21 protein-coding genes and 1 pseudogene are annotated in these 26,498 nt (G+C 74.1%); 18 read left to right on the forward strand and 4 right to left on the reverse strand.

Annotated elements, in window-relative coordinates:
• The 3 genes and pseudogenes from E1291_RS11580 to E1291_RS11590 all read right to left on the reverse strand — a co-directional run.
• Window positions 1-551 (reverse strand): annotated as a pseudogene (locus E1291_RS11580) (hypothetical protein); the annotation flags it as partial.
• A 71-nt stretch (window positions 552-622) separates the two neighbouring features.
• Window positions 623-2,404, reverse strand: coding sequence for an ABC transporter ATP-binding protein (locus E1291_RS11585; protein WP_131737764.1), 1,782 nt, complete (start codon window positions 2,402-2,404; stop codon window positions 623-625).
• On the reverse strand, window positions 2,401-4,323 hold the full coding sequence (locus E1291_RS11590; RefSeq protein ID WP_242614086.1) for an ABC transporter ATP-binding protein: 1,923 nt from the start codon (window positions 4,321-4,323) through the stop codon (window positions 2,401-2,403). Before E1291_RS11590 ends, E1291_RS11585 begins: the two co-directional genes overlap by 4 nt.
• A 141-nt stretch (window positions 4,324-4,464) precedes the next feature.
• Here E1291_RS11590 and E1291_RS11595 point away from each other — a divergent pair, with 141 nt between their 5' ends.
• The 18 genes from E1291_RS11595 (at window position 4,465) to E1291_RS11680 (ending at window position 24,777) form a co-directional block, all read left to right on the forward strand.
• Window positions 4,465-5,163 carry a TIGR03085 family metal-binding protein gene (locus tag E1291_RS11595; protein ID WP_131737766.1) on the forward strand — a complete coding sequence of 233 codons (699 nt, stop codon included), beginning with the start codon at window positions 4,465-4,467 and terminating at the stop codon, window positions 5,161-5,163.
• A 253-nt stretch (window positions 5,164-5,416) separates the two neighbouring features.
• Entirely contained in the window at window positions 5,417-5,623 is a 207-nt protein-coding gene (locus tag E1291_RS11600; RefSeq protein ID WP_026405868.1) for a cold-shock protein, read from the forward strand.
• A gap of 226 nt (window positions 5,624-5,849) precedes the next feature.
• A complete protein-coding gene (gene hisI, locus E1291_RS11605; RefSeq protein ID WP_131737767.1) occupies window positions 5,850-6,233 on the forward strand; it encodes a phosphoribosyl-AMP cyclohydrolase in 384 nt (127 codons plus the stop codon).
• Window positions 6,230-6,922, forward strand: a complete 693-nt coding sequence (locus E1291_RS43210) for a Trp biosynthesis-associated membrane protein (RefSeq protein WP_131737768.1) — start codon at window positions 6,230-6,232, stop codon at window positions 6,920-6,922. The genes hisI and E1291_RS43210 overlap by 4 nt, the downstream gene beginning before the upstream one ends.
• Window positions 6,919-7,584: a response regulator transcription factor gene (locus E1291_RS11615; protein ID WP_131737769.1), complete on the forward strand. Its 666-nt coding sequence runs from the start codon at window positions 6,919-6,921 to the stop codon at window positions 7,582-7,584. The genes E1291_RS43210 and E1291_RS11615 overlap by 4 nt, the downstream gene beginning before the upstream one ends.
• 62 nt (window positions 7,585-7,646) lie before the next feature.
• Window positions 7,647-8,084, forward strand: coding sequence for a DUF2752 domain-containing protein (locus E1291_RS11620; RefSeq protein ID WP_242614087.1), 438 nt, complete (start codon window positions 7,647-7,649; stop codon window positions 8,082-8,084).
• A 137-nt stretch (window positions 8,085-8,221) separates the two neighbouring features.
• Window positions 8,222-9,028 (forward strand): indole-3-glycerol phosphate synthase TrpC, encoded by an 807-nt coding sequence (gene trpC / locus E1291_RS11625; RefSeq protein ID WP_131737770.1) that lies wholly within the window; start codon window positions 8,222-8,224, stop codon window positions 9,026-9,028.
• A gap of 130 nt (window positions 9,029-9,158) precedes the next feature.
• Complete coding sequence (gene trpB, locus E1291_RS11630; RefSeq protein WP_131737771.1) at window positions 9,159-10,388, forward strand: tryptophan synthase subunit beta; 1,230 nt, start codon at window positions 9,159-9,161, stop codon at window positions 10,386-10,388.
• Entirely contained in the window at window positions 10,385-11,197 is an 813-nt protein-coding gene (gene trpA / locus E1291_RS11635; protein WP_131737772.1) for a tryptophan synthase subunit alpha, read from the forward strand. The genes trpB and trpA overlap by 4 nt, the downstream gene beginning before the upstream one ends.
• Before the next feature lie 222 nt (window positions 11,198-11,419).
• Complete coding sequence (locus tag E1291_RS11640) at window positions 11,420-11,911, forward strand: vitamin K epoxide reductase family protein (protein WP_131737773.1); 492 nt, start codon at window positions 11,420-11,422, stop codon at window positions 11,909-11,911.
• 58 nt (window positions 11,912-11,969) lie between these two features.
• On the forward strand, window positions 11,970-12,746 hold the full coding sequence (locus E1291_RS11645; protein WP_131737774.1) for a DsbA family protein: 777 nt from the start codon (window positions 11,970-11,972) through the stop codon (window positions 12,744-12,746).
• A 123-nt stretch (window positions 12,747-12,869) separates the two neighbouring features.
• Window positions 12,870-13,730: a DsbA family protein gene (locus E1291_RS11650; protein ID WP_131737775.1), complete on the forward strand. Its 861-nt coding sequence runs from the start codon at window positions 12,870-12,872 to the stop codon at window positions 13,728-13,730.
• A 129-nt stretch (window positions 13,731-13,859) separates the two neighbouring features.
• A complete protein-coding gene (gene lgt / locus E1291_RS11655) occupies window positions 13,860-15,251 on the forward strand; it encodes a prolipoprotein diacylglyceryl transferase (protein WP_131737776.1) in 1,392 nt (463 codons plus the stop codon).
• A 9-nt stretch (window positions 15,252-15,260) separates the two neighbouring features.
• A complete protein-coding gene (locus E1291_RS11660) occupies window positions 15,261-15,998 on the forward strand; it encodes a VIT1/CCC1 transporter family protein (RefSeq protein ID WP_242614088.1) in 738 nt (245 codons plus the stop codon).
• 74 nt (window positions 15,999-16,072) lie between these two features.
• Window positions 16,073-16,885, forward strand: a complete 813-nt coding sequence (locus tag E1291_RS11665) for a hypothetical protein (RefSeq protein WP_165495076.1) — start codon at window positions 16,073-16,075, stop codon at window positions 16,883-16,885.
• Between the two features lie 52 nt (window positions 16,886-16,937).
• Window positions 16,938-18,404, forward strand: coding sequence for a hypothetical protein (locus tag E1291_RS11670; RefSeq protein ID WP_131737778.1), 1,467 nt, complete (start codon window positions 16,938-16,940; stop codon window positions 18,402-18,404).
• Window positions 18,405-18,726: 322 nt separating this feature from the next.
• Window positions 18,727-23,298: a glutamate synthase large subunit gene (gene gltB / locus E1291_RS11675; protein WP_131737779.1), complete on the forward strand. Its 4,572-nt coding sequence runs from the start codon at window positions 18,727-18,729 to the stop codon at window positions 23,296-23,298.
• Window positions 23,299-23,313: 15 nt separating this feature from the next.
• On the forward strand, window positions 23,314-24,777 hold the full coding sequence (locus E1291_RS11680) for a glutamate synthase subunit beta (protein ID WP_131737780.1): 1,464 nt from the start codon (window positions 23,314-23,316) through the stop codon (window positions 24,775-24,777).
• Between the two features lie 102 nt (window positions 24,778-24,879).
• Here the strand turns inward: E1291_RS11680 and E1291_RS11685 are convergent, their stop codons facing one another.
• Window positions 24,880-26,301, reverse strand: a complete 1,422-nt coding sequence (locus E1291_RS11685) for a pyridoxal phosphate-dependent decarboxylase family protein (RefSeq protein WP_131737781.1) — start codon at window positions 26,299-26,301, stop codon at window positions 24,880-24,882.
• Window positions 26,302-26,498: the final 197 nt, after the last annotated feature.

Below are 26,498 nucleotides of genomic sequence, written 5' to 3' on the forward strand. Positions count from 1 at the left end.
ATCCGCGGCTGCCGCGCCGCCCACGTCTCCACCACCCGGCTGTACCCGCCCGGCAGCAGCATCGTCAGCTCGGCCTCGTCACAACGGGCGGTGACCAGCTCGTCCAGCCCGGCCGTGAGGGACGGGTCGTCCAGGGCGATCAGCTCGTCCAGCGCCAGCGACCAGTGCGCGCCCTCCTCGGCGTACCGCCGCAGCGGCCCCGCCGCCTCGCGCCGGCTCAGCCGCACGAGGCCGGCGAGGACCGCGAGGGCGAGCTGCACACGGCCCTCGTCGGCGTCCTCCCGGTCGCCGCCGCCGGCGCCGGAGCCGGCCGGGGCGAACAGGTGCTCGGCGACCGGCCCGACCGGCATCTCGAGATCGACCATCAACCTGGCGTAGTACAGCCCCCGGTCCTCGCACTGGCGATCCCAGCGCGGATCCCGGCGGACGCAGTCATAGACGTACTCGCCCGCGCCCGGCTCGTCGGCCGCGCGCCGCGCCGCCCTGCCCAACCCCCGCTGCAGCTGTCCGTGCAGCGTGCCCGCTGATTCCAACACGACCTCGTTGCTCACCCCAGCAGAATGCGCACTGGACCAGATATCGGGCAAGTGCTTTACCGCAGGTAGTCATGTCCTTCATGAGGTCAGAGGGCTCGCTGGGCCGCCCAGGAGGCGTGCAGGCCGGCGTACACCCCCGGCCGCGCGACCAGCTCGGCGTGCGGGCCGCGCTGGACGATCCGGCCCGCCTCGAAGACGATCACCTCGTCCGCCGCCTCGGCGGTGGAGAGCCGGTGCGCGATGGAGATCGCCGTCCGGCCGCGGGTCACGCCGTCGAGGGCGCGCTGGATCCGCACCTCGGTCGCCGGGTCGACGGCCGAGGTCGCCTCGTCCAGCACGAGCAGGTCGGGGTCGGCGATGTAGGCGCGGGCCAGCGCGACGAGCTGGCGCTCCCCGGCCGACAGCGACTCCCCGCGCTGCCCGACGGGCGTGTCCAGGCCCCGGGGGAGCCCGTCGAGCCAGTCGGCGAGGCCCAGCTCCGCCAGCGCGGCGGCGAGGTCCTCGTCGGAGGCGCCGGGACGCCCGTACCTGATGTTGTCCGCGAGGGAGGCGTCGAAGAGGAAGCCGTCCTGCGGCACCATCACGATCCGCTCGCGCAGTGACGAGAACCGCACCCGGCCGAGCGGGACGCCGTCCACGAGGACCCGTCCCGCGGTCGGGTCCATGAGCCGCGTGAGGATCTTGGCGAAGGTGGTCTTGCCCGAGCCGGTCTGGCCCACGATCGCGATCCGGCCGCGGGGCGCGATCTCGGCGTTCACCTCGTGCAGGACGGGCGGGCCGCCGGGGTAGGCGAACCCGACCGACTCGAAGCGCACCTCGATCGGGCCGCGCGGCAGCGTCACGCCGTCCTCGCCCGGGTCCGCGACGTCCGGGACGGTGTCGAGCACGCCCAGGACCCGCCGCCACCCGGCGATCGCGTTCTGCGCCTCGTTGAGGACCTCGGTGGCCGTCTGCATCGGGCTGACGAACAGCGTGACCAGGAACAGGAAGGCGATCAGCCGGCCCGCCGACAGGTGCCCGCCGACGCCCAGCAGCACCCCGGCCACCACGACCGCGGCCGTGGCGAACGCCGCGACCAGCTCGCTGGTGGGGAACGTCATCGCCACCAGCGCCTGCGACCGGATCTGGGTGGCGCGGTGCGCCTCGACCGTCGCGTCCACCCGGCCTCCGGTGCGCTCCTCGGCCGCGTACGCGCGGATCACCGGCGCGCCCACCACCGACTCGCTGACCGCGGCCAGCAGGTCGCCCATGCGCTCGCGGACGCGCGTGTAGGCCGCCGACACGATCCGCTGGAAGCGGCGCAGCGCGAACGCCAGCGGCAGGAACGCGGCCCACACCAGCAGGGCCAGCTGCCACGAGTACACCAGCATCAGCACGCTGGCCACGACCAGCTGCCCGATCGACACGATGAACATCAGCCCGCCGGCCTGCATGAACTGGCTGATCTGGTCGACGTCCCCGGTCACCCGCGACACCAGCGAGCCCCGCCGCTCCCCGCTCTGGGTGAGCATCGACAGGTCGTGGACGTGCCGGAACGCCCGCACCCGCAGGCCCGCCAGGCCGGCCTCGGACGTCCTGTAGAGGCGCACGTTCATCGCGTAGGCGCACACCGCCGTCAGCAGCACCGCGAGGGCGCACAGCAGCACCGCCGCCCTGATGAACCCGATGTCGGGACCGCCCGGCCGCCCCAGCCCCCGGTCGATCGTCTGCTGGACGGCGATGGGCACCACCACGCGCCCCGCCGTCGACGCCAGGGCCAGCGCCAGCGTCCCCGCCAGCCCCGTCCGGAACTCCGGGGTCAGCCGCAGCCCCCGCCGCAGCGTGCTCAGCGCGCCCTCGTCGGCCGCTCTCTCGCTCAGCGCCGTCACGCCACGGCCTCCTCACCGCCGGCGATCCCGCCGGCGCTCTCGTCCTCGGCCGCGTCGCCGTCCCGGTCCTGGACGGTCTCCTGCTCCGCCTCGGCCCGCTCATAGGCGTTGACGAGCTCGCGGTAGCCCTCCGAGGAGCGCAGCAGCTCGGCGTGCGTGCCGCGCCCGGTCACACGGCCGCGCTCCAGGAGAACGACCTCGTCGGCCAGCGCGATCGTCGCCTTGCGGTAGGCGACGACGACGACGGTCGCCCCGCCGCCCTCGCCCGCCGACTGGGCCTCCCGCAGGCTGTGCAGGATCCTCGCCTCCACCTGCGGGTCGACGCTGGACGTGGCGTCGTCCAGGACCAGCAGCCGCGGGCGCCGCACCAGCGCGCGCGCCAGCGCGAGCCGCTGGCGCTGCCCGCCCGACAGCGTCGCCCCGCGCTCGCCCACGCGGGTGTCGAGCCCGTCCGCGAGCCCCGCCACGAACCCGTCCGCCTGCGCGAGGCGCAGCGCCTCCCAGACGCGCTCGTCCGGCACGTCGAGCCCCATTGTCACGTTCCCGCGGACGGTGTCGTCGAACAGGAACGTCTGCTGCGGGACCAGCGCGGCGGTCGCGGCCACGCCGCCCCGCCGGACGTCCCGCAGATCCACTCCGTCCAGCAGCACCGACCCGTCCGCCGGGTCGACCAGGCGGACGAGCAGCGAGGTCAGCGTGGACTTGCCGGACCCGGTCGGGCCCACCACCGCGACCGTGCGGCCCGGCGTCGCGGTGAACGACACGTCGCGCAGCACCGTGCGGGCGCCGCCGCCCGCGTTCCCGCCCGTGCCGTCGCCCGTGCTCTCGGAGTCCTGATAGGCGAACCGGACGTCCCGGACCTCCAGCGCGGCGGCCTTGTCCTCGCCGAGCGCGGCGTCCCCGAACGGGAGCGAGCCCGAGGCGTCCAGGACGCCCCGGACCCGCTCCCAGCCGACGACGCTGCGCGGCACCTCGGCCAGGACCCAGCCCAGCGCGCGGATCGGCCAGGCCAGCAGCGTGAACAGGTAGGCGACGTGCACGAGGTCGCCCGCCGTCATCGCGCCCGCCTCCAGCCGCAGCGACCCGATCAGCAGGACGGCGAGGACCCCCAGGTTCGGCAGCGCCTCCAGGATCGGGTCGAACAGCCCGCGGATCCGGCCGACCGCCACGTTCGCGTCGCGCAGCGCCAGGGCCCGCTCCTCGAACCGCTCGGTCTCCGCCCACTCGCGGCCGAGGGTCTTGACCACCAGGCCGCCCTCGAAGCTCTCGTGCGCGACCTCGCTGACCTCGGCGCGCAGCCGCTGCGCCCGCGTCGCGACCGGCGCCAGGCGCCGCTGGTAGGCCACGTTGAGCAGCGCGACCGCCGGGAAGATCAGGAAGCCGACGCCGGCCACCGCGAGGTCGGTCAGCATGATCGACACCGCGGAGATCAGCAGCATGAACACCACGCCGACGGCCATCGGCAGCGGCGCGATCGGCGCCCACACCGCCTCCACGTCGGCGTTGGCGTTCGACAGCAGCTGCCCGGTCGGGTGCCGGTGGTGCCAGGCCAGCGGCAGCCGCAGGTACTGCCGGGTCACGGCGCGGCGGTATCGGGCCTGAAGCCGGTACTGCATCACGCCCGCGTAGAACCGGCGGCCCGCGACCCCGAGCGCTTTGAGAAGCGCCACGCCCGTGACGGCGGCGGCGGCGCCTGCGAGCGCGCCCGCGGTGGTGTGCCCGGAGCGGAACGCCGGGAGCACGACGTCCTGCGTCACCCACCCCAGCACCTGCGCGGTCGTCACCGTCATCGCGGCGTACACGGCGCTGGCGGCCACCGAGATCGTGAAGACCCTCGGCTCCGCCCTGACGGCGACTCTCAGTACACGGAAGCCGTCCCGCAGTACATGCGGGACGGGACGTCTGGACGCAGGTGGCACGGCGACTCCTCGATCACGGCGGAGCCCGGGGGAATTGCCCCCTGTCGTTCGGCGCTGTGGGGGTATACGGGCCCGGATATTGCCTACCATGTCGCCCCGACGCTTATTCCCGGCCGGCGTCCGGGCCCCTACGATCACCCCATGAGCACGCCCGCGGGCGGCGCCGCCCGCTCCCGGCCCGCCGTCCCCGGCCCGGTGCGGCGCGAGCGGGCGCTTCTGGCCGCCGCCCTCGCCGCCGCGGGCCCCGGCGCGGCGACCCGCTGCGCCGGCTGGAGCGCCCGCGACCTGGCCGCCCATCTGGTCGTCCGCGAGTCCCGGCCGGACGTCCCGCCGGGAATGCTCGTGCCCCCGCTCGCCTTCTACTCTGAGCGCGTACGGCGCCGTACGGCGCGCTCGGCCGCCTTCGACGGGCTGGTGGAACGGTTTCGGCGGGGTCCGCCGAAGTTCTCGCCGTACGCGCTTCCCGGTGTGGACAAAAACGCCAACGCCGTGGAGTTCTTTGTTCACCACGAGGACATCCTGCGCGCGCGCTCGGACTGGGAGCCGCGCGACACCTCCCGTGAACTCGAGGAACTTCTCTGGCGCAGGATAAGAATTGCCCGCTTTGTCCTAAGGAAAGTTCACGTTGAGGTAACGCTCGTCCAGCCGGACGGCAGGTCCCTGCGCGTCTCGGGCGGCGGCCGGGGCGGGCGCGGCGGACCGCGCGGTCCCGTGCGCGTGCACGGCCCCGTGGGCGAACTCGTGCTGTGGGCGACGGGGCGGAGGGACGTCGCGAGGGTCCGGCTGACGGGGCCCACGGACTCTGTCAAGACCCTGACCGAGACCGGTTGGAGTCTTTAACGGGCAGGTAACGGCAGGGTTCGCCGAGAGGAGAATCGGAAGGCTTGTAGCTCCTCCGCTTTACGCGGAAGCGGTGATACGGTGGGGCCGTCGGTTGCAGTCGTGGTTCTCGATCGTTTGTCCAGACGCCCGCGGACTGATGGCAGCGGGCGTTTTGGCTTTTCCGGGACCGTACCGGTGGGCGAGAGCGTTCCGCAGCGACCGCGCCGGGCCCGCGAGGTGTGGGCCCGTGTTTTGCCGCAAGGAGAAAGACATGCCCCAGCAGGGCACCGTGAAGTGGTTCAACGCCGAGAAGGGCTTCGGCTTCATCGCCGTGGACGGCGGAGGGCCGGACGTCTTCGTGCACTACTCGGCTATCCAGACCTCCGGATACCGCACGCTGGACGAGAATCAGCGCGTCCAGTTCGAGGTGACGCAGGGTAACCGGGGTCCCCAGGCCGACCAGGTCGTCCCCCTGTAACACCCGTAGTCGTACGTCAGGGCCCGGCTCCTCTTCTCCCAAGGGGGGCCGGGTCCTTTCGTTGCGCCCGTCCCCGTCCCCGTCCCCGTCCCCGTCCCCGTCCCCGTCCCAGGGCTCGCGCGGCGCGTCGTCCCGCAGGCGCCGCGGTGGCTCCGCGCGGCCTCGGCATGGACTCGCCCACGGGGGTGGTGCCGCCCTTGGGCCCGCACCCTGCACAATGGAGCCCATGTCCGTTCGATCGTCCAACCTGGACCCCAAGATCGCCGACCGCCTCAAGCGGAACGCCGACGGCCTCCTGCCCGCCATCGCCCAGCAGTACGACACCGGCGAGGTGCTCATGCTCGGGTGGATGGACGACGAGGCCCTGCACCGCACCCTCACCACCGGCCGCTGCACCTACTGGTCGCGCAGCCGCCAGGAGTACTGGGTGAAGGGCGAGAGCTCCGGGCACCAGCAGTGGGTGAAGTCGGTGGCCCTGGACTGCGACGCCGACGCCATCCTCGTCAAGGTCGACCAGATCGGCGGGGCCTGCCACACCGGGGACCGCACCTGCTGGGACGCCGACGTGCTCGACGCCGCCGTCGGGGAACGCCCTGACACCGGCTCATGACCCCCGGGCGTGAACGCGGCCTGGCGGCGCTGCTGTGCGCCGCCGGGGCCGGGCTCGCGCTGCTCGCCGCCGGCCGAACCTGGGTCACCGTGCGCGCCGGGGACTCCATCACCCCCGTCGCCAAGGGCCTGAGCGGCCGCGACCTCGGCGCCGCCCCCGGCGCCCTCGGACTCGCGGGCCTCGCCGGGCTCGCCGCGCTGTTCGCCACCGCCGGCCGGGTCCGCGCCGCCGTGGGCGCCCTCATCGCCGCGTTCGGCGCCGGCGTCGTCTACGCCTCGACGACGGCGGTGCAGCGCTCGAACGTGCTGACCGCGGTCGCGGACCACAGCACCCTGCTCGGCCTCGACGCCCATCCGAGGCTCGACGTGAACCTATGGTGGATCGTCTCGGTGACCGGCGGGGTCGTCCTCGCCGTCGCGGGGCTCGTCGTGCTCGCCCGCGGTACCCGCTGGCCGGGCCTGTCCTCCCGCTACGACCGGGCCGCGCCCGGCGCGAAGGCCGCCGGCGCCGTTCCCTCGCCCCACGGCGAGGACGGGCCGCGCGAGGACGGGGCGGCCCCCCACGCCGCGGAGCGGGACGAACCCGCCCCGGACGAGCCCGCCGAGCCCGCCGCGGTCGACGCCGCCGCGATGTGGAGGTCGCTCGACAGGGGAGAGGATCCGACGGCCCGCCGGGACGGCCGCCGGTGACCGCCGACGGCGGCGGGGTCGTCCTCGTCGTCGAGCACGACCCGGCCGTCGCCGAGCTCGAGCGCCGCTACCTCGCCCGGGAGGGCTTCGCCGTGGAGTTCGAGGCCGACCCCGCGCGGGCGCCCCGCACCGCCGAGCGCGTCCGTCCCGACGTGGTCGTCCTCGACCTGTCCACCTCCGCGCTGCCCGCAGACCTGTACCGCCGGGTCGCCGCCGCGGCCGCGCCCGCACCGGTCGTCGCCGTCACCGGCACCGCCGACCCGGCGGTCGCCCGCGTCCTCGGCCGGCACCGCGTGAGCCGCCCGTTCGGCCCCCGGGTGTTGGTCGGCGCGGTGGGCGAGGCCCTGCGCCGCGGCGGGCCGCCGGAGACGACCGGCCTGCTGCGCGCGGGAGCCGTCGTGCTCGACCCGGGCGACCGGTCCGCGTCCGTCGGAGACAGGCGGGTGTCCCTGACGGCCACCGAGTTCGACCTGCTGGAATTCCTGATGGGCAATACGGGCCGGGTGTTCACCCGCGAGCAGCTCCTCGACGCCGCCTGGGGCCCCGGGGCGGGCGCCGGAAGCCGCACCGTCGACGTGCACATCGCCCAGCTGCGCGCCAAGCTCGGCGACGGCAGCCCCATCCGGACCGTCCGGGGCGTCGGCTACGTGCTGGACGCATAGCCCGGTGCTCGCTCGGTCGACGTGCCCGCCGGGCGCGGTGGGAACGGCTTAGGGTGGTGGGCGTGACCGGAGTGCCTGTGCGGCCGCGGACGCGCGGGCGGGGGAGCGCGCGGCGTCTACTGGCGCCCGCGGCGGTGCTCGCCGCCGTCGCCGCCGGATCGGCTCTGCTCGCGTTCGTGGATCCGAACGAACCCGGCCATTACCCGGCCTGCCCCTTCCTGTTCGCCACCGGCCTCTACTGCCCGGGCTGCGGGACGATGCGAATGGTCCACGCGCTCGCGCACGGGCGCGTGGGCGAGGCGTTCGGCCTGAACCCGATGGTGCTGATGTTGCTGCCGGTGTTCGCCCACCTCTACGTGAGGTGGGTGGCGCGGTCCGTCCGCGGCCTGCCGATGCGCTCGGCCCTCTTCCGGCCGAAGGTGGTCTACGGCTTCATCGGCCTTCTGATCGTCTACTGGGTCGTCCGCAACCTGCCGTTCGCGCACGCCCTGGCCCCGTGACGTGCGCCGACCGCCACCGGGCGGCTCCGGCGGGAGGGTCCGGCGGGCGCCCGGAGGGCCCTCCCTGGTGCGAGGAACGTCCGCCGGGGCGGCTACGATCGGTGCACGGAACGACCTGAAATAGGGGGCCTACCACCTTGAGCGTGCTGGACGAGATCATCGAGGGCGTCCGGGCCGATCTCGCGGAGAGGCAGCGGGAGGTTCCGCTCGATGCCCTCAAGGAACGGGCGGCGCAGGCGGCGCCGCCGCGGGACGCGCTCGCCGCGCTGCGCGGCCAGGGGGTGTCGGTCATCGCCGAGGTCAAGCGCAGCAGCCCGTCCAAGGGCGCGCTCGCGGCGATCGCCGACCCGGCGGCGCTGGCCCGCGACTACGAGGCCGGCGGCGCCCGGGTGATCAGCGTGCTGACCGAGCGGCGCCGCTTCGGGGGCAGCCTGGACGACCTCGCCGAGGTCCGCGCGAACGTCGACGTGGCCCTGCTGCGCAAGGACTTCATCGTCACCTCCTACCAGCTGTGGGAGGCGCGGGCCCACGGCGCCGACATGGCCCTGCTGATCGTCGCGGCCCTGGAGCAGGACGCGCTGGTGTCGCTGGTGGAGCGGGCCGAGTCGATCGGGCTGCTGCCGCTGGTCGAGGTCCACACCGAGGACGAGGTGGCCCGCGCCGTCGAGGCGGGCGCCCGGGTCATCGGGGTGAACGCGCGCGACCTGCGCACCCTCCAGGTCGACCGGGGCGTGTTCGCGCGGGTCGCCCCGCTGATCCCCAAGGACGTCGTCAAGATCGCCGAGTCCGGTGTGCGCGGCCCGCACGACCTGCTCGCCTACGCCTCGCACGGCGCCGACGCGGTGCTGGTGGGGGAGAGCCTGGTGATCGGCAAGGACCCGAGGTCGGCGGTCGCCGACCTCGTCGCCGCCGGCGCGCACCCCGCGCTGCGGCAGGGCAGCTGACCGGCACCGGAAGGCAACCAGTAGGGTACGGCCATGCAGAACGAGCCGCTGCGCGAGCGATGGCGGGCCTTTCCGACGTCACACTGACCGGATCGCCCACACTCCCGCACGACAGGACGCGTTTTCCCTCATGACCACCGACACCGCGCACGGCTCGGCCGTGCCCGACGCGACGGGCCACTTCGGCCCCTTCGGCGGACGCTTCGCCCCCGAGGCGCTGATGGCGGCGCTGGACGAGCTCACCCGCGAGTTCGAGACCGCCAAGGACGACCCCGCCTTCACCTCCGAGCTGGACGACCTGCTCGCGAACTACGCGGGCCGCCCGAGCCTGCTGACCGAGGCCCGGCGCTTCGCCGAGCACGCCGGCGGCGCCCGCGTGCTGCTCAAGCGCGAGGACCTCAACCACACCGGCTCCCACAAGATCAACAATGTACTCGGCCAGGCGCTGCTCGCCCGCCGGATGGGCAAGTCCCGCGTGATCGCCGAGACGGGCGCGGGCCAGCACGGCGTCGCGACCGCGACGGCCGCGGCGCTGCTCGGCCTCACCTGCACCGTCTACATGGGCGAGGTCGACACCGAGCGGCAGGCCCTCAACGTCGCCCGCATGCGCATGCTGGGCGCCGAGGTCGTCCCGGTGCGCACGGGCAGCCGCACCCTCAAGGACGCCTGCAACGAGGCGTTCCGCGACTGGGTCGCCACCGTCGCCGACACCCACTACTGCATCGGCTCCGTGATGGGCCCGCACCCGTTCCCGGCGATGGTCCGCGACTTCCAGCGGATCATCGGTGTGGAGGCCCGCCGGCAGTGCCTGGAGCTGACCGGCGCGCTGCCCGACGCCGTCATCGCCTGCGTCGGCGGCGGGTCCAACGCGATCGGCGCCTTCCACGCCTTCATCCCCGACGCCTCCGTCCGGCTGTACGGGTTCGAGGCGGGCGGCGACGGCGTGGCCACCGGCCGGCACGCCGCGACCCTCGTCGGCGGCTCCCTCGGCGTCATCCACGGCATGCGGACCTACCTGCTGCAGGATGACGAGGGCCAGACCCTGGAGACCCACTCGATCTCCGCCGGGCTCGACTATCCCGGCGTCGGCCCCGAGCACTCCTGGCTGCACGACTCCGGCCGCGCCGAGTACCGCGAGATCACCGACGCCGAGGCGATGGACGCGTTCGCGCTGCTGTGCCGCACGGAGGGGATCATCCCGGCGATCGAGTCGGCGCACGCGCTGGCCGGCGCGCTGAAGGTCGGCCGCGAGCTCGGCCCGGACGCCACCCTCGTGGTGTGCCTGTCCGGCCGCGGCGACAAGGACATGCACACGGCCGCCACCTTCTTCGGCCTGATGCCCGAGGAGGAGGGCCGGTGACCGTCCGCACCGCCTACGACAAGGCCGCCGCCGAGGGGCGCGCCGCGCTCGTCGGCTACCTGCCCGCCGGGTTCCCCACCCGCGACGGCGCGATCGAGGCCGCCCGGGTCATGGTCGACGCGGGCTGCGACGTCATCGAGATCGGCCTGCCCTACACCGACCCGATGATGGACGGCCCCACCATCCAGGACGCCGTGCACCAGGCGCTCGTCGGCGGCGCGCGCGTCGCCGACGTGTTCCGCACCGTGGAGGCCGTCGCCGCCACGGGCGTGCCGACGCTGGTCATGACCTACTGGAACCCCGTCGACCGCTACGGCGTCGACGCCTTCGCCCGCGACCTCGCCGGCGCCGGCGGCGCCGGGCTGATCACGCCCGACCTCACCCCGGAGGAGGGCGGGGACTGGCTCGCCGCGTCCGACGCCCACGGCCTCGACCGGGTGTTCCTCGTCGCGCTCAGCTCCACCGACGAGCGCATCGAGACGATCACCCGCGCGTCCCGCGGCTTCGTCTACGCGGCCTCGCTGATGGGCGTCACCGGGGCCCGCTCCGCCGTCGACACCGGGGCGCCGCGGCTGGTCGAGCGGACCCGGGAGATCATCGCCGCGGACGGCGGCGCCCTGCCGGTCGGCCTCGGGCTCGGCGTCGGCACCGGCGCCCAGGCCGCCGAGGTCGCCGGGTTCGCCGACGGCGTCATCGTCGGCTCGGCGTTCATCCGCCGGCTGCTGGACGCCCCCGACCCGGCCGCGGGGCTCGCCGCGGTGCGCTCGCTCACCGAGGAGCTCGCCGAAGGCGTCCGGAAAGGCCGCTGACCGGTAGGCCGGACGCGCCGAACGGCGCGTCCGGCGCGCCGGACGGCGAGGGACCGGTGTATGGACGGTGTCCGTAAAATGTCGGTTTTCTTTGTTTTCATGGGCATTTTCCGGCCTTCCGGGAACTCGTCAACACCGCCACTCGGTTCATGCTTGTGGTAGGCGTGCTCTCCCGTAGGGTGAGTGTTCGCCGACGCAGCAGGCGGTCCTGGAAGGATCACGATGACGCAAGAGATGACGGCCCGGGACAAGGGCGGGACGGCGGCGCCGTCGCCGCCGCCCGCGTGGTTCCAGGGCGCGGCGTGGCTCCTGACCCTGGTGGGTCTCGGGGTGTCGGTCTACCTGACGATCGCGCACTACAACGACGAGGCCCTGCTGTGCTCGACGTCGGGCAAGGTCGACTGCCACGCGGTCACGACCAGCGAGTACGCCACCCTGGTGGGGATCCCGATGCCGCTGCTCGGCCTCGCCTTCTTCGTCGCCATGGCCGTGCTGATCACGCCGTGGGCGCTGCGCTCGCAGTGGCCGCCGCTGCGCTGGGGCCGGGTCGCGGCCACGGCGGTGGGCGTGCTGATGGTCGTCTACCTGGTCACCGTCGAGCTGGCCGTGCTGCACAAGATCTGCCTGTGGTGCACCGCGGTTCACGGGGTCACCGTCCTGCTGTTCTTCCTCGTCCTGTTCGACGAATTCCGGCGGATCGGTCAGGTCGACTAGTCTTCCCCGGGTCCGTGTCGCGCGGGAGTGGCGCGGCCCCCATGCAATAGGAGAATCCATGAGCAAGGCCGCACGAGAGCGGTCCGCGAGGGAGCGCCTGGCCGCCGAGCGACGGCGGCAGGTCGCGCGGCAGAAGCAGCGGCGGCTGCTCGCCATCGTCATCGGCTCGCTCGTCGCGGTGGCGGTGATCGTCGTGGCGACGGTCCTCATCATGGACCAGCGGGACAAGAGCGGCCGCGCCGAGGCGCACAAGGGCGCGCTCGCCCCGCTGAGCCGGGAGGCCGACGGCGCCGTCGTGATGGCCAAGCCGGGGGTGAACAAGCCGGTCCTGGAGGTCTTCGAGGACTTCCAGTGCCCCATCTGCAAGGAGATGGAGAAGGCCAGCGGCAAGACCATCCAGGACCTGGCCGCCGAGGGCAAGGTGAAGGTCGTCTACCGGCCGCTCCACCTGTTCAGCCAGCAGCGCGACCCCGTCAAGATCAACTCGCTGCGGTCCGCCGAGGCGGCGCTGTGCGTGCCCGCCCCGCAGTGGATCTCCTACCACGACGCGCTCTTCAAGTTCCAGCCCGCCGAGGGCTCCAAGGGCTTCGCGCCCAAGGACCTCGTGAAGTGGGGCAAGGACGTCGGCGTCACCGACCCGAACTTCGAGAAGTGCGTCACCGAGGGGCAGAAGAAGCCCCAGGTCGACAGCATGACCAAGTACGCCCTGGACACCCGCAAGATCGAGGGCACGCCGACGGTCTTCCTCGACGGCAAGCAGCTCGACCTCAAGGACCAGCTGCTCAACTCCGCCAGCCTCCGCCAGGCCGTCCTCGCCGCCGGCGGCGGCAAGTGACCGGCTGACCTCTTCCGGCCCCCACGCCGCGCCGTTCCGTCCTGGAACGGCGCGGCGCGCTGGTTCCCGGCCCGCGCGCTCGTACCCTGCGTAGCGGACCGATGACCAGTTGTAGGGGGATCGATGGGCAGGGCCGAAGGGCAGCACGCCGCGCGCGGGCCGCGCGCGGGCGACCGTACGCTCGCGGCGGCGCGGCAGCGGCGGCGCCGCGCGCTCGTGGTGGTGCTGGCGGCCGTCGCCGGGGCCGCGGTGATGGTCGCGGTGGCCGTCCTCGCGCTCACCCGGGGCGGAACCGGCGGCGGACGGGTCGTCGTGGACTACCACGGCCCGCTGGCCCCCGCCGTCCGGCAGCCGGACGGTTCGGTGGCCATGGCGATGCCGGGCGTCGACTCGCCCGTCCTGGAGCTGTACGAGGACTTCCAGTGCCCGGCGTGCCTGGCCCTGGAGGTGCGCCAGGGCGCCACGATCAAGCAGCTGGCCGCCGAGGGCAGGGCCAAGGTCGTCTACCGGCCGTTCCAGCTGTTCCAGCAGGAGCCGCTGATGTCCAACTCGCGGCGCGCCGCGAACGCCGCGGCCTGCGCGCCGGCCGACCGGTGGGTCCGTTACCACGACCGGATCTACTCCCACCAGCCCGACGAGGGCGACGTCGGCTTCACCAACCGGCAGCTGGTCGCGTGGGCGGGCGAGGTCGGCGTCGGCGGCGCGGAGTTCGCCCGGTGCGTCGGCCGGTACGAGCGGATCACGACGGTCGACCAGGCCACCGCGCACGCGGGCAAGGCCGGCGTCAGCGCCACGCCCTTCCTGACCGTGGACGGCAGGCGCGTCACCGGTGACGCGCTCGGATCCGCCGACGGCCTGCGCAAGGCCGTCGGCAAGGCGGCGAAGGGCGCCCCGGGGTCCCGGCCTCCCGCGCGCACCGGCGCCGGGCAGGGGCACGCCGCCCCGGGCGGGGGCGGGGAGGCCGCCCTGCGGCCCGTTCCCTGACGACGCCGCCGGAACCGCCGCGGGGAAGCGCCCCGGCGGGTCTCGGAGCGGTGACCGCGTGACGGCGATCCGGGGTCCATGGCCGGGACGCGCGCTCCGCGGGCCCCGGAGGCGGTAACGTCAACGCCCATGCAGCCGCTCGCCTCCATCCCGAGCCCCTCACAGGGCGTCTGGCACCTCGGGCCCGTCCCGCTCCGCGCCTACGCCATCATGATCATCATCGGCATCGTCGTCGCGGTCTGGCTCGGCGAGCGGCGCTGGGCCGCCAAGGGCGGCGCCCCCGGCGTGATCGTCGACGTGGCCGTGTGGGCCGTCCCGTTCGGCCTGGTCGGCGGGCGCCTCTACCACGTGCTCACCGACTACCAGCGCTACTTCGGCTCCGACGGCGAACCGGCCCGGGCGCTGGAGATCTGGAAGGGCGGCCTCGGCATCTGGGGCGCGGTCGCCCTCGGCGCCCTCGGCGCCTACATCGGCTGCCGCCGGCGCGGGATCTCCGTGCTGGCGCTCGGTGACGCGGTGGCCCCCGGGATCGCCCTCGCGCAGGCCATCGGCCGCTGGGGCAACTACTGGAACCAGGAGCTGTACGGGCGTCCCCTGCACACCTTCTGGGCACTGGAGATCGACCGGGAGCAGCGCCCGCGCCTGTCGGACGGCAGCGGCCTCGCCCCCCTCGACCCCAAGTACGCCGACGTCGCCACCTACCACCCGACCTTCCTCTACGAGTCGCTGTGGTGCGTCGGCGTCGCCGTCCTCGTCATCTGGGCCGACCGCCGCTACAAGCTGACCCACGGCCGCGCCTTCGCCCTCTACGTCGCCGCCTACACCGTCGGGCGGGGCTGGATCGAGGCCCTGCGCATCGACGACGCCCACCACGTCCTCGGCCTGCGGCTCAACGACTGGACCTCGATCATCGTCTTCGCCGGCGCGGTGGCCTACCTGTACGCGGCCCGGGGCCGCACCGGCGAGGAGAACGTCGGCCGCCCGCTCGCGGACGGGCCGTCCGGCGACGAGCCCCAGGTCCCGGCCGTCCCCGTCGCCGGCGAGGACGGGGAGCCCGCGGACGAGGCCCGGGAGGAGCCCGCTCCGGAACGGGAGCCGGAACCCGAGGCCGGCGCGGGATCGGTGCCGCACGAGGACGGACCAGAGAAGGACGGACCGGAGGCCCGGGAGCCGGACGACGGCGAGCCGGAGCCGGAGGCCGAGGTGGCTCAGGAGCCGGAGCCGGCGCCCGAATCCGAGCCCGAGCCCGAACCGGAGCCCGCCTCCGAGACCGAGGCGGTGCCGGAGGCCGAAGCGGAGCCGGAGACCGCGCCGGCGGCGGACGAGCCGCGGTCCGAGGACTCTGAGGAGCCCGAAGAGCCCGCGGAGCCCGCGAAGTCCGAGACCCCTGAGCCGGAAGCGGACGATAAGGGGGACCCGGTGGACGAACAGGTCGAAGCGGACGTGGACAATGGCCGCGACGGTGCCGCCGACGCCTCCGGGCGGGCAGGGAAGGGAGAGCCCGTCGCGAACGGGAAGTAGAGGCGGGGATTGACCGGGGCGGGCGAGACGGCGAGCGGGCGGACCGGGACCGTCCCCGAGCAGCACCACCAGCATCGCGACGTCAACGGGGGCTGGCTGCGGCCCGCGGTGTTCGGCGCGATGGACGGGCTGGTGTCCAACTTCGCGCTGATCGCGGGCATCGCGGGCGGGCAGGCGAGCCAGAAGGTCGTCCTGCTCGCCGGGCTCGCGGGGCTGGCCGCGGGCGCGTTCTCGATGGCGGCGGGCGAGTACATCTCGGTCGCGTCGCAGACGGAGCTGGCCCTGGCGGAGATCGAGGTCGAGCGGCTGGAGCTCGCCCGGCACCCGGCGGCCGAGGAACGCGAGCTGGCCGCGGTCTTCGAGTCGCGCGGCGTCGACCCGGAGACGGCCGCCGAGGTCGCCCGGCAGCTCTCGCGCGACCCCGAGGAGGCCCTGGAGGTGCACGCCCGGGAGGAGCTCGGCGTGGCGCCGGGCGACCTGCCCTCCCCGCTGCTGGCGGCGGGCTCGTCGTTCCTGTCGTTCGCGGTCGGGGCGCTGCTGCCGGTGCTGCCCTACCTGCTGGGCGCGTCCTCGCTGTGGCCCGCCGCCGCCGTCGCGGCCCTCGGGCTGTTCCTCGCCGGGGCGGTGGTGTCGCGGGTCACGACCCGCGCCTGGTGGTACGGCGGGCTGCGGCAGCTCGCGTTCGGCGCCGCCGCCGCCGCGATCACCTACGGGGTGGGCGCCCTCATCGGTACCAACGGACTTTAGGGCGTACAAGAGCGATCCCGGAGGAAACGCCCGTTCGGGCCCGCGCGGAGCGCGGGACCGCTAAGCTCCGGGGCGTGATCGAGGCTCGTGACACAGGCTCCCCCGAGACCGCGCCCGCGAAGGGGAAGGACTTCTGGCCGGCCGACGCCGGCAAGCCCGCCCGCAGGCGGCTTCCCTCCCCGAAGGTGCTCTACGGCGCCGGGGCCGTCGTGGCGGCGGCGGTGATCGCCGTCGCGGCCGTGCTGGTGCTGGGCGGCGGTGACGACGAGGGCGGGTCCGCGAAGACGATCGCCCCGACCGCCTACACGCCGGACTTCGGCGGCGAGGGCTTCGCCAAGATCGCCTCCCGGGACGCCGACAAGCGGCCGGTCACCGAGGCGGAGGCGCTGTCGGGCGACGCCAAGACCCTCACGTCCGGCAAGTACTCGTTCCGCCTGGCCGCCTCGAACCTCACGTCCGACTGCAAGAGCGCCAGCTGGGGCGCGCGCCTGCAGGGCGACCTGGCGAAGTTCGGCTGCTCGCAGCTCCTGCGCGGCGCCTACGTCAGCTCCGACAAGAAGTACGTGGGCCAGTTCATCGTGATCAACCTCGTGAGCGAGGAGGGCGTGAAGCAGATCCAGCGCGATCTCGACCGCGCCACCGGCGCCGGCTGGGTCAAGCCGCTCAACCCGCCCGGGGTGCCCCGGTTCGGCGCAGGGTTCAGCGCCGCCTACGCCCGCACGTACGGCCACTACGCCGTCGTCACGTGGGTGGAGCGGGCCGGTGGCGCCCAGCCCGCCTCGCTCAACGAGATGATCGACGTGAGCCTCGTGATCGAGAAGCCCGCCGACTTCGTGTGGGGCCGGGTGGACCTGTCCGGCGGCGGCAAGAACGGGAAGAGGCCGTGACCCGCCCGCGGGCGCGCGCGTTCCGGCGCCGCGGGCAGTAGCCTGCACCGTCGTGGACCCCGATGAACCCGGCCGCCGCGACGGCCGCCCCCGCCGCGCCCAGGTGAGCCGCTCCGGCCGTAAACCCGCTCCGCGCAGGGCCTCCGGCCGTACGGGCGGGCCCCGCCGCCTCGGGACGCCCCGGGGCGCCGGCGGATCCGAGCGCTCTCCGCGCCGCCGTGACGAGCCCGCCCCGCCCCGGCCGCCCGCCCGCGAGGACGGCCCGTACCCGCCCGCAGGGTACGGCGGCCCGGCGCCCGAGGCGGCCGCCGTACCGGAGGCGGACCAATGGTCACCCCCTCCCGGCGGCCCCGGATACCCGGACGCCGCATATCCCGACCCTGGATACGCCGACCCTGGGTACCCGGACCCCGGGTACGGAGCCCCCGGCTACGAGACCCCGGGCCATCAGGCACCCGGGTACGCGGAGCAGGGTTACGAGACCTCCGGCTATCCGGACGCCTACGAGGCCCCCGGCGCCGCGTATCCCGCCGCGGGGTATCCCACCGCGGGTCATGAGACGGCCCAGTACGGGGCGGAGGTCCCCGAGTACCCCGCCGCGGGCCACCGGGCGGCCCCGTACGACGATCATGAGGCCGGGCCTTCCGGCGCGGGCACTGGGACGGGCCCCTACGAGCCCGAGGGACCCGCCGCCGCCGAGCCCCCCTCCCCGGGCCCACGGCGGGGACCGCGCCCCGCACGGCGTCCCAGGGGCTCCAAGGGGCCGGGAGGCGGCGGACGCGCCGGGGCGCCCGGGCCGCGGCTGTACTTCGGGGCCGCCGGCGCGCTCGGCGTGGTCGTGGTGATCGTGCTGGGGGTCGTGGCGGCGCTGGACGGCGGCGGCGACGGCTCGCCGGCCAAGGGCGCGCCGGCGGCGGTGGGCCGCCCGGCCGAGAGCGGCCCCTCTCCCTCGTCCTACTCGAGTTCGCCCTCGTCGGCGGCGTACGCCGCCATCGCCGCGCGGACCTCGGACCCGAGGCCGCTGGTGATCGAGGAGGCGTTCCCGTCCTCGGCCGGGACGGTCCGGGTGGCCGAGTCGGGCGCGCGGTTGTCCCTGCGGGACAAGCGGCTGGACGGCGACTGCTCCGCCGCCGTCTGGGGCGCGACGGTGGCCGCCGACCTGCGGCGCGGGGGATGCACGCAGGCGGCGCGGGGGGTCTACGCCGACAAGGGGCGCGGCTACGGGCTGGCCGTGGTGGTGTTCAACCTGGCGGGGTCGGCGGACGCCGACCGGTTCGTCGGGCTGCTGGACCAGGCCCGCGGCGGCGGCTTCGTCCGGCCGCTGGACGTCCCGGGCGCGGCGGCCGGGTTCGGCCGCGGCTTCGGCATGGCCCGGGGGCTGGCGCAGGGGCACTACGCCGTGGTCGCGTGGGCGCAGCGCCTTGACGGCGGCGGTGACGAGAAGGACGAGACGCTGCTGTCGCTGCTGATCGAGGGCGGGAAGGCGGCCGCGGTCCTCGGCCGCGCCGCCGCCCACTGAGCGGACGCTCGGCATCGGCTCCGCAGGCGGGCCATATCGGGGTGTTATAGCCCCCAACCTTCCTTTTGGGTGCGGTTAAACATCCCGTTCCGGTGATGATCCTCACCGGTTCCGGGGCGGAGTGCGCCGGTCACAGCCCGGTATCCTGGTCTAAACCACTCAGAGATGACCCACAGGTAATCGGCGCGGAGAAGTTTCGCGATCCGGTGCAGCCGGGCACGATCCCGGCAGTGATGTAATGTCATCTCACCGCAGCAGGGCCAACGTCGTCCCGGACTGCACTGACATCAAGCAGTGACACGAGACGACGACGGGAGGGTTGATGGCCGCTGCTGCCCTCACACCTGCTGCTGCTCCTTCGGGCCGCCCCCACTCCCAGGGGCTGTACGACCCGGCCAACGAGCACGACGCGTGCGGCGTCGGCATGGTCGCCGATCTGCATGGGCGCAAGAGTCACGACATCGTCCAGAACGCCCTGACCGTCCTGAAGAACCTGGACCACCGCGGCGCCGTGGGCGCCGAGCCCGACGACGGCGACGGCGTCGGCATCCTGGTCCAGATCCCGGACGCCTTCTTCCGCGAGGTCTGCGGCTTCCCGCTGCCGGAGGCGGGCGCCTACGCGGCGGGGATCGCCTTTCTGCCCGCCGACGGCGACGAGCGCGCCGCGGCGGTCGCCCGCGTCGAGACCCTGTGCGTCGAGGAGGGACTGTCGGTCCTCGGCTGGCGCGCGCTGCCGGTCGACCCCGAGTTCACGGGTCCCGCGGCGCGGCGGGTCATGCCGCACTTCGCGCAGTTGTTCGTCACGGCCGCCAAGGGCGGCCCGCACGCCGGGCTCACCGGCCTGGAACTGGACCGCGTCGTGTTCTGCATGCGCGAGCGCGCCGAGCAGGACGTCCGGGTCTACTTCCCGAGCCTGTCCAGCCGGACGATCGTCTACAAGGGCATGCTGACGACCCCGCAGCTGGAGCCGTTCTTCCCGGACCTGTCCGACCGCCGCTTCACCAGCGCGATCGCGCTCGTCCACTCGCGGTTCTCCACCAACACGTTCCCGGCGTGGGAGCTGGCCCACCCGTACCGGTTCATCGCGCACAACGGCGAGATCAACACGGTCCGCGGCAACCGGAACTGGATGCGGGCCCGCGAGGCGCTGCTGCGCTCGGACCTGATCCCCGGCGACCTGTCCCGGATCTACCCGGTGATCGACATCGAGGCCAGCGACACGGCCTCCTTCGACGAGTGCCTGGAGCTGCTGCACCTCGGCGGCCGCTCGCTGCCGCACGCGGTGCTCATGATGATCCCCGAGGCGTGGGAGAACCACGCCGAGATGGACGCCGACCGCCGCGCGTTCTATGAGTTCCACTCCACGCTCATGGAGGCGTGGGACGGCCCCGCCAGCGTCAGCTTCACCGACGGCACGGTCGTCGGCGCCGTCCTGGACCGCAACGGGCTGCGCCCCGGCCGCTACTGGGTGACCGACGACGGCCTGGTCGTGCTGGCCAGCGAGGCCGGCGTGCTGGACATCCCCGCGGACCGGGTCGTGCGCAAGGGCCGGCTGCAGCCCGGCAAGATCTTCCTGGTGGACACCGCCGCCGGGCGGATCGTCGAGGACGACGAGGTCAAGGCGGAGCTGGCCGCCGAGCACCCGTACGCGCGGTGGCTGCACGAGGGGCTCGTGCGCTTCGAGGAGCTGCCGCAGCGCGAGCGGGAGATCCCGACCCACGAGACGCTGGTGCGGCGCCAGCAGACCTTCGGGTACACGCTGGAGGAGCAGCGGGTCATCCTCGGCCCGATGGCGCGGACGGGCGCCGAGCCGATCGGCTCGATGGGCACCGACACGCCCATCGCGGTGCTCTCGCAGCGCCCGCGGCTGCTGTTCGACTACTTCAAGCAGCTGTTCGCGCAGGTCACGAACCCGCCGCTGGACGCGATCCGCGAGGAATTGGTCACCTCGCTGCAGTCCACGCTCGGCCCGGAGGGCAACCTGCTGGAGCCCGGCCCGGACTCGTGCCGGCGGCTGGTCCTGCCGACCCCGATCCTGGACAACGACGAGCTCTCCAAGATCATCCACATCGACGACGAGGGATCGCTGCCGCATCTCCAGGCGCACGTCGTGCATGGGCTGTACGACGTCGCGGGCGGCGGCGCGGCCCTGCAGGCGCGGCTCGCCGAGATCAGCTCCGAGGTGAGCCGGGCCATCGCGGCCGGCGCGCGGATCATCGTGCTGTCGGACCGCGGCGCCGACTCGGCTCGCGCGGCGATCCCGTCGCTGCTGCTCACCGGCGCCGTGCACCACCATCTGATCAGGGAGAAGACCCGCACCCGGGTCGGCCTGGTGATCGAGACCGGCGAGGCCCGCGAGTGCCACCACATGGCGCTGCTCATCGGGTACGGCGCGTCCGCGATCAACCCGTACCTGGCCATCGAGACCGTCGAGGACCTCGTCCGCGGCGGCGCGATCGAGGGCCCGGACCCGGCGAAGGCCGTCCGGAACCTGGTCAAGGCGTACGGCAAGGGCGTGCTCAAGGTCATGTCGAAGATGGGGGTGTCCACGGTCGCGTCCTACACCGGGGCGCAGATCTTCGAGGCGATCGGGCTGGGCTCGGCCGTCGTCGACCGGTGCTTCACCGGCACCACCTCCCGGCTGGGCGGCGTCGGCTTCGACGTGCTGGCCCGCGAGGTCGCCGAGCGGCACCGCCGCGCCTACCCGCGGAGCGGGAACGAGGCGGCCCACCGCACCCTGGAGGTCGGCGGCGAGTACCAGTGGCGCCGCGAGGGCGAGCCGCACCTGTTCAACCCGGACACGGTGTTCAAGCTCCAGCACGCCACCCGCACCCGCCGCTACGAGATCTTCAAGGAGTACACGGCCCGGGTCGACGCGCAGGCCGAGGAGCTGATGACGCTGCGCGGGCTGTTCCGGCTCCGCGAGGGCGACCGCGCGCCGGTGCCGATCGACGAGGTCGAGCCGGTATCGGAGATCGTCAAGCGGTTCTCCACCGGCGCGATGTCCTACGGGTCGATCTCGGCGGAGGCGCACGAGACCCTCGCGATCGCGATGAACCGCCTCGGCGGCAAGTCCAACACCGGCGAGGGCGGAGAGGACCCGCGGCGCTTCACCCCCGACGAGAACGGCGACCTGCGGCGCAGCGCGATCAAGCAGGTGGCCTCCGGGCGGTTCGGGGTGACCTCGGAGTACCTCACCAACGCCGACGACATCCAGATCAAGATGGCGCAGGGCGCCAAGCCCGGCGAGGGCGGCCAGCTGCCCGGCCACAAGGTGTACCCGTGGATCGCCAAGACCCGGCACTCCACCCCGGGCGTCGGGCTGATCTCCCCGCCGCCGCACCACGACATCTACTCGATCGAGGACCTGGCCCAGCTCATCCACGACCTGAAGAACGCCAACCCGGCGGCGCGCGTGCACGTCAAGCTCGTCGCCGAGGTCGGGGTCGGCACGGTCGCGGCGGGCGTGTCCAAGGCGCACGCCGACGTGGTGCTCGTCTCCGGGCACGACGGCGGCACCGGCGCCTCGCCGCTGACCTCGCTCAAGCACGCCGGCGCGCCCTGGGAGCTCGGCCTCGCCGAGACCCAGCAGACGCTGCTGCTCAACGGCCTGCGCGACCGCATCGTGGTGCAGACCGACGGGCAGATGAAGACCGGCCGGGACGTGGTGGTCGCCGCGCTGCTCGGCGCGGAGGAGTACGGCTTCGCCACCGCGCCGCTGGTGGTGTCGGGCTGCGTCATGATGCGGGTCTGCCACCTCGACACCTGCCCGGTGGGCGTGGCGACGCAGAACCCCGTCCTGCGGCGCCGCTTCACCGGGAAGCCGGAGTTCGTCGTCAACTTCTTCGAGTTCGTCGCCGAGGAGGTCCGCGAGTACCTGGCCGCGCTCGGGTTCCGCTCGCTGAACGAGGCGATCGGGCACGTGGAGGCGCTCGACACCCGCGAGGCCGTCGCGCACTGGAAGGCGTCCGGGCTGGACCTCGCCCCGATCCTGCACGCGCCGGACCGTCCGGCGGGCGCGGCCCTGCACCGGGTCGCCGAGCAGGACCACGGGCTGGAGAAGGCGCTGGACAACACGCTGATCCAGCTCGCCGAGGGCGCGATCGCGTTCGGTGACGCGGTACGGCTGGAGCTGCCGATCCGCAACGTCAACCGGACCGTCGGCACCATGCTCGGCCACGAGGTGACCAAGAAGTGGGGCGGGCGGGGCCTGCCCGACGACACGATCGACGTCACCTTCACCGGCTCGGCGGGCAACTCCTTCGGCGCGTTCACGCCGCGCGGGATCACGCTGCGGCTGATCGGCGACGCCAACGACTACGTCGGCAAGGGCCTGTCGGGCGGCCGGCTGACGCTGCGCCCGCCCGCGGACGCGGCGTTCGCGGCCGAGGAGCAGATCATCGGCGGCAACGTCATCCTGTACGGCGCCACCTCGGGCGAGCTGTTCGCCCGCGGCGTCGTCGGCGAGCGGTTCTGCGTCCGCAACTCCGGCGCGACCGCCGTCGTCGAGGGCGCCGGCGACCACGCCTGCGAGTACATGACCGGCGGCCGCGCGGTGATCCTCGGCCCGACCGGCCGCAACCTCGCGGCCGGCATGTCCGGCGGCATCGCCTACGTGCTGGACCTGGTGCCCGAGCGGGTCAACACCGAGATGGTCGACCTGGAGCCGCTCGACGAGGACGACCTGGCCTTCGTCGGGTCGCTGGTGGAACGGCATCTGGCCGAGACCGGCTCGGAGGCGGCCCGCCGGCTGCTCGGCGGCTGGGAGGCCGCCGGCGCCCGCTTCACCAAGATCATGCCGCGTGACTACCGCCGCGTGCTCGACGCCATGGCGCGGGCCGAGGCGGAGGGACGCGACGTCGACGAGGCCGTCATGGCCGCGGCGCAGAGCTGAGAGGGGGAGTCCCACATGGCCGACCCGAAGGGTTTCCTGACCGTCCCGCGCGAGCTCCCCGAGCGGCGCCCGGTCGACGTGCGCATCCGGAGCTGGTCGGAGGTCTACGAGGACTTCGGCCGGAACCGGCTGGAGCGGCAGGCGAGCCGCTGCATGGACTGCGGCGTCCCGTTCTGCCACCAGGGCTGCCCGCTCGGCAACCTCATCCCCGAGTGGAACGACCTCGTCTACCGCAAGGACTGGCACGAGGCGATCGAGCGGCTGCACGCCACCAACAACTTCCCGGAGTTCACCGGGAGGCTGTGCCCCGCCCCGTGCGAGAGCGCCTGCGTCCTCGGCATCAACCAGGACCCGGTGACCATCAAGCGCGTCGAGGTCGAGATCATCGACCGGGCGTTCGCGGAGGGCTGGGTGCGCCCGCAGCCGCCCGCGGTGAAGACCGGCAAGCGGGTCGCGGTCGTCGGCTCGGGCCCCGCGGGCCTCGCCGCCGCGCAGCAGCTCACCCGCGCCGGGCACGACGTGCGGGTGTACGAGCGCGCCGACCGCGTCGGCGGCCTGCTGCGCTACGGCATCCCCGAGTTCAAGATGGAGAAGCGGCACCTGGAGCGGCGCGTCGCGCAGATGCGCGCCGAGGGCACCGTCTTCCGGACCTCGGTGAACGTCGGCGTGGACGTCACCGCCGGCGAGCTGCGCGAGGGCCACGACGCGGTCGTGCTCGCCGGCGGCGCCACGGCCTGGCGCGACCTGCCCGTCCCCGGGCGCGAGCTCGGCGGCGTCCACCAGGCGATGGAGTACCTGCCCCCGGCGAACCGGGTGCAGGAGGGCGACTTCGCCGAGTCGCCGATCTCCGCCGCGGGCAAGCACGTCGTGGTCATCGGCGGCGGCGACACCGGTGCCGACTGCGTCGGCACCGCGATCCGCCAGGGCGCCGCGTCGGTCACCCAGCTGGAGATCATGCCGCGGCCGCCGCAGGCGCGCCCGGACGCCCAGCCGTGGCCGACCTACCCGATGCTGTTCAAGGTGGAGAGCGCCCACGAGGAGCTCGCCGGCCTCGGCGGCGACCGGGTCTACGCGGTCTCGACGACCGAGTTCCTCGGCGACGCCGACGGCAACGTCCGCGCGCTGAGGCTCATCGAGGTCGGCGGCCCGCAGACGGGGTTCGCGCCCGTCGAGGGCTCCGAGCGGGAGATCCCGGCGGAGCTGGTCACCCTCGCGATGGGGTTCCTCGGCCCCGAGCGCGCGGGCCTGCTGGAGGAGCTCGGCGTCGAGCTCGACGCGCGCGGCAACGTCGTGCGCGACCGCGACTACCGGACGTCGGTGGACGGCGTGTTCGCCGCGGGCGACATGGGCCGCGGCCAGTCGCTGATCGTCTGGGCGATCGCCGAGGGCCGCGCCGCCGCGCACGGGGTGGACGCGTTCCTCACCGGGGAGACGGCGCTGCCGTACCCGATCCCGCCCACCGCGCGGCCGATGGTCTGACGCGCGCCGTCCGCCGGCGGTGCTCGTCCGCCGTGCTCGTCCGCCGTGCCCCCGGTGCCGTCCGGGGGCACGGCGGAGTCGCGTCCGGGGTGGAACCGCGGATCAGAGAGCCGCCGCCAGCTCCCTCAGGACCTCCACCAGGCGCTCCACGTCGGCCTTGGTCGTCCGCCAGTTGATCGGCACCGGGCGGAACACCGTCATCCCCCTGTACCGCGACGTCCCCGCGTACACGCGGCCGTCGGCCAGCAGCGCCTCGCCGAGGCGGGCGTTCAGCTCGTCCAGCCGCTCCTCGGGCACCCCCTCGGGGCGGTACCGGAAGCACACCACGCACAGCTCCACCGGCGCGAGCAGCTCCAGGTCGGGCGCATCCTCGACGAGCGCCCCCAGATGGGCCGACACGTCCAGATGGCGTTCCACCATCTCCCGGTGGCCCTCGCGCCCGTACGCCCGCAGCGTCGCCCAGATCGGCAGCGCCCGCGCCCGCCGCGACGACTCGGGGCCCAGCATGTTGTAGTTCACGCGCCCGTCGTCCGCGTCGGGCAGGTACGACGCGCCCCACGCCCCGAACGCCCGGCTCAGCAGTTCCGGCCGGCGCACGAACGAGAACCCGCTCTCGTACGGCACGTTCAGCCACTTGTGCCCGTCCGCGGTGACCGAGTCGGCGCGTTCGACGCCGCGCGCCAGATGCGCCGTGCGCGGCGACAGCGCCGCGAACATGCCGAACGCCCCGTCGACGTGCAGCCAGGCACCGTGCCGTTCCGCGAGGTCGGCCAGCTCGTCGATCGGGTCGGAGCCGCCGGTGTTCACCTCGCCGAGATTGGCGACGATCACCGCCGGGGCGTCCAGCAGGCCCAGCACCGCGTCCATCGAGTCGAGGTCCACCCGGCCGGTGTCGTCCCGCGCGAACGTCCGCAGCGTGTCCCGGCCGCAGCCGAGGATCTGCAGCGCCTTGCGCGTGCTGACGTGCACCAGCCCGCTGCTGAGCACGGGCATCCGCGGCAGCCCCGCCAGGCCCTGCGACGTCACGTCCACGCCGTGCTGCTCCGCCCACCAGTACCGCGCGCACGACAGACCGGTCACGTGCGCGAACGTCGCGCTGGGCGTCAGCACCCCGCCGAACTCGGCGGGCAGCGCGAACAGCTCCTTCAGCCAGCGCAGCACGACCGTCTCCGCCCGCGCCGCCAGCGGCGAGGACACCCACAGCCCCGCCGGCTGGTCCAGCAGGGAGGCGACCCAGTCGCCCGCCATCGCCGCGGGCGTCGCGCCGCCCACCACGAGGTGGAAGAACCGCGGCCCGGAGGAGTGCGTCGCCGCCGCCGTCCCGACGCGCAGCAGCCGCTCCACGCTGGCCGCCGCGCCCTCGCCCACGTCCGGGAGCGGACCGTCGAGATCGTCCAGCAGGGGGTCGGCGGCCCGGTCGTGGACGGGACGGTCCTGGAGGCTGTCCAGATACGGCCCGGCGGCCCGCGCCACGAGGGCGAGCGGGTCGGCGGCGGAGCCGCGTTCGTGCAGGGGATCGCTCATGGCCACAGGAGATCATGAAGGACGTCCCGGACGGAACGATCTATTTCCGGCGCCACCCGCCGCCGGCGCCCCGGGCCCGCCCGGCGAGCCGCCCCGTCGTGGCTCTCGTCTCCCTTGTGTCCCGCCGAACCCGTCGGCTACGTTCCGGCGAGAGGCCGCGGCGGCCCCCACGGCCCACGATCCGCGCGGCTCGCGGG

The sequence above is a fragment of the Actinomadura roseirufa genome (assembly GCF_900659635.1).
Taxonomy (GTDB): domain Bacteria; phylum Actinomycetota; class Actinomycetes; order Streptosporangiales; family Streptosporangiaceae; genus Spirillospora; species Spirillospora roseirufa.

Excerpts from the sequence above, each read along its gene's own strand:
- E1291_RS11640 (WP_131737773.1), top strand. The coding sequence starts at position 11,420 with ATGACGCAAGAGATGACGGCCCGGGACAAGGGCGGGACGGCGGCGCCG.
- lgt (WP_131737776.1), top strand. The coding sequence starts at position 13,860 with ATGCAGCCGCTCGCCTCCATCCCGAGCCCCTCACAGGGCGTCTGGCAC.
- E1291_RS11595 (WP_131737766.1), top strand. The coding sequence starts at position 4,465 with ATGAGCACGCCCGCGGGCGGCGCCGCCCGCTCCCGGCCCGCCGTCCCC.
- gltB (WP_131737779.1), top strand. The coding sequence starts at position 18,727 with ATGGCCGCTGCTGCCCTCACACCTGCTGCTGCTCCTTCGGGCCGCCCC.
- E1291_RS11685 (WP_131737781.1), bottom strand. The coding sequence starts at position 26,301 with ATGAGCGATCCCCTGCACGAACGCGGCTCCGCCGCCGACCCGCTCGCC.
- E1291_RS11645 (WP_131737774.1), top strand. The coding sequence starts at position 11,970 with ATGAGCAAGGCCGCACGAGAGCGGTCCGCGAGGGAGCGCCTGGCCGCC.
- trpB (WP_131737771.1), top strand. The coding sequence starts at position 9,159 with ATGACCACCGACACCGCGCACGGCTCGGCCGTGCCCGACGCGACGGGC.
- E1291_RS43210 (WP_131737768.1), top strand. The coding sequence starts at position 6,230 with ATGACCCCCGGGCGTGAACGCGGCCTGGCGGCGCTGCTGTGCGCCGCC.
- E1291_RS11600 (WP_026405868.1), top strand. The coding sequence starts at position 5,417 with ATGCCCCAGCAGGGCACCGTGAAGTGGTTCAACGCCGAGAAGGGCTTC.
- E1291_RS11680 (WP_131737780.1), top strand. The coding sequence starts at position 23,314 with ATGGCCGACCCGAAGGGTTTCCTGACCGTCCCGCGCGAGCTCCCCGAG.
- hisI (WP_131737767.1), top strand. The coding sequence starts at position 5,850 with ATGTCCGTTCGATCGTCCAACCTGGACCCCAAGATCGCCGACCGCCTC.
- E1291_RS11650 (WP_131737775.1), top strand. The coding sequence starts at position 12,870 with ATGGGCAGGGCCGAAGGGCAGCACGCCGCGCGCGGGCCGCGCGCGGGC.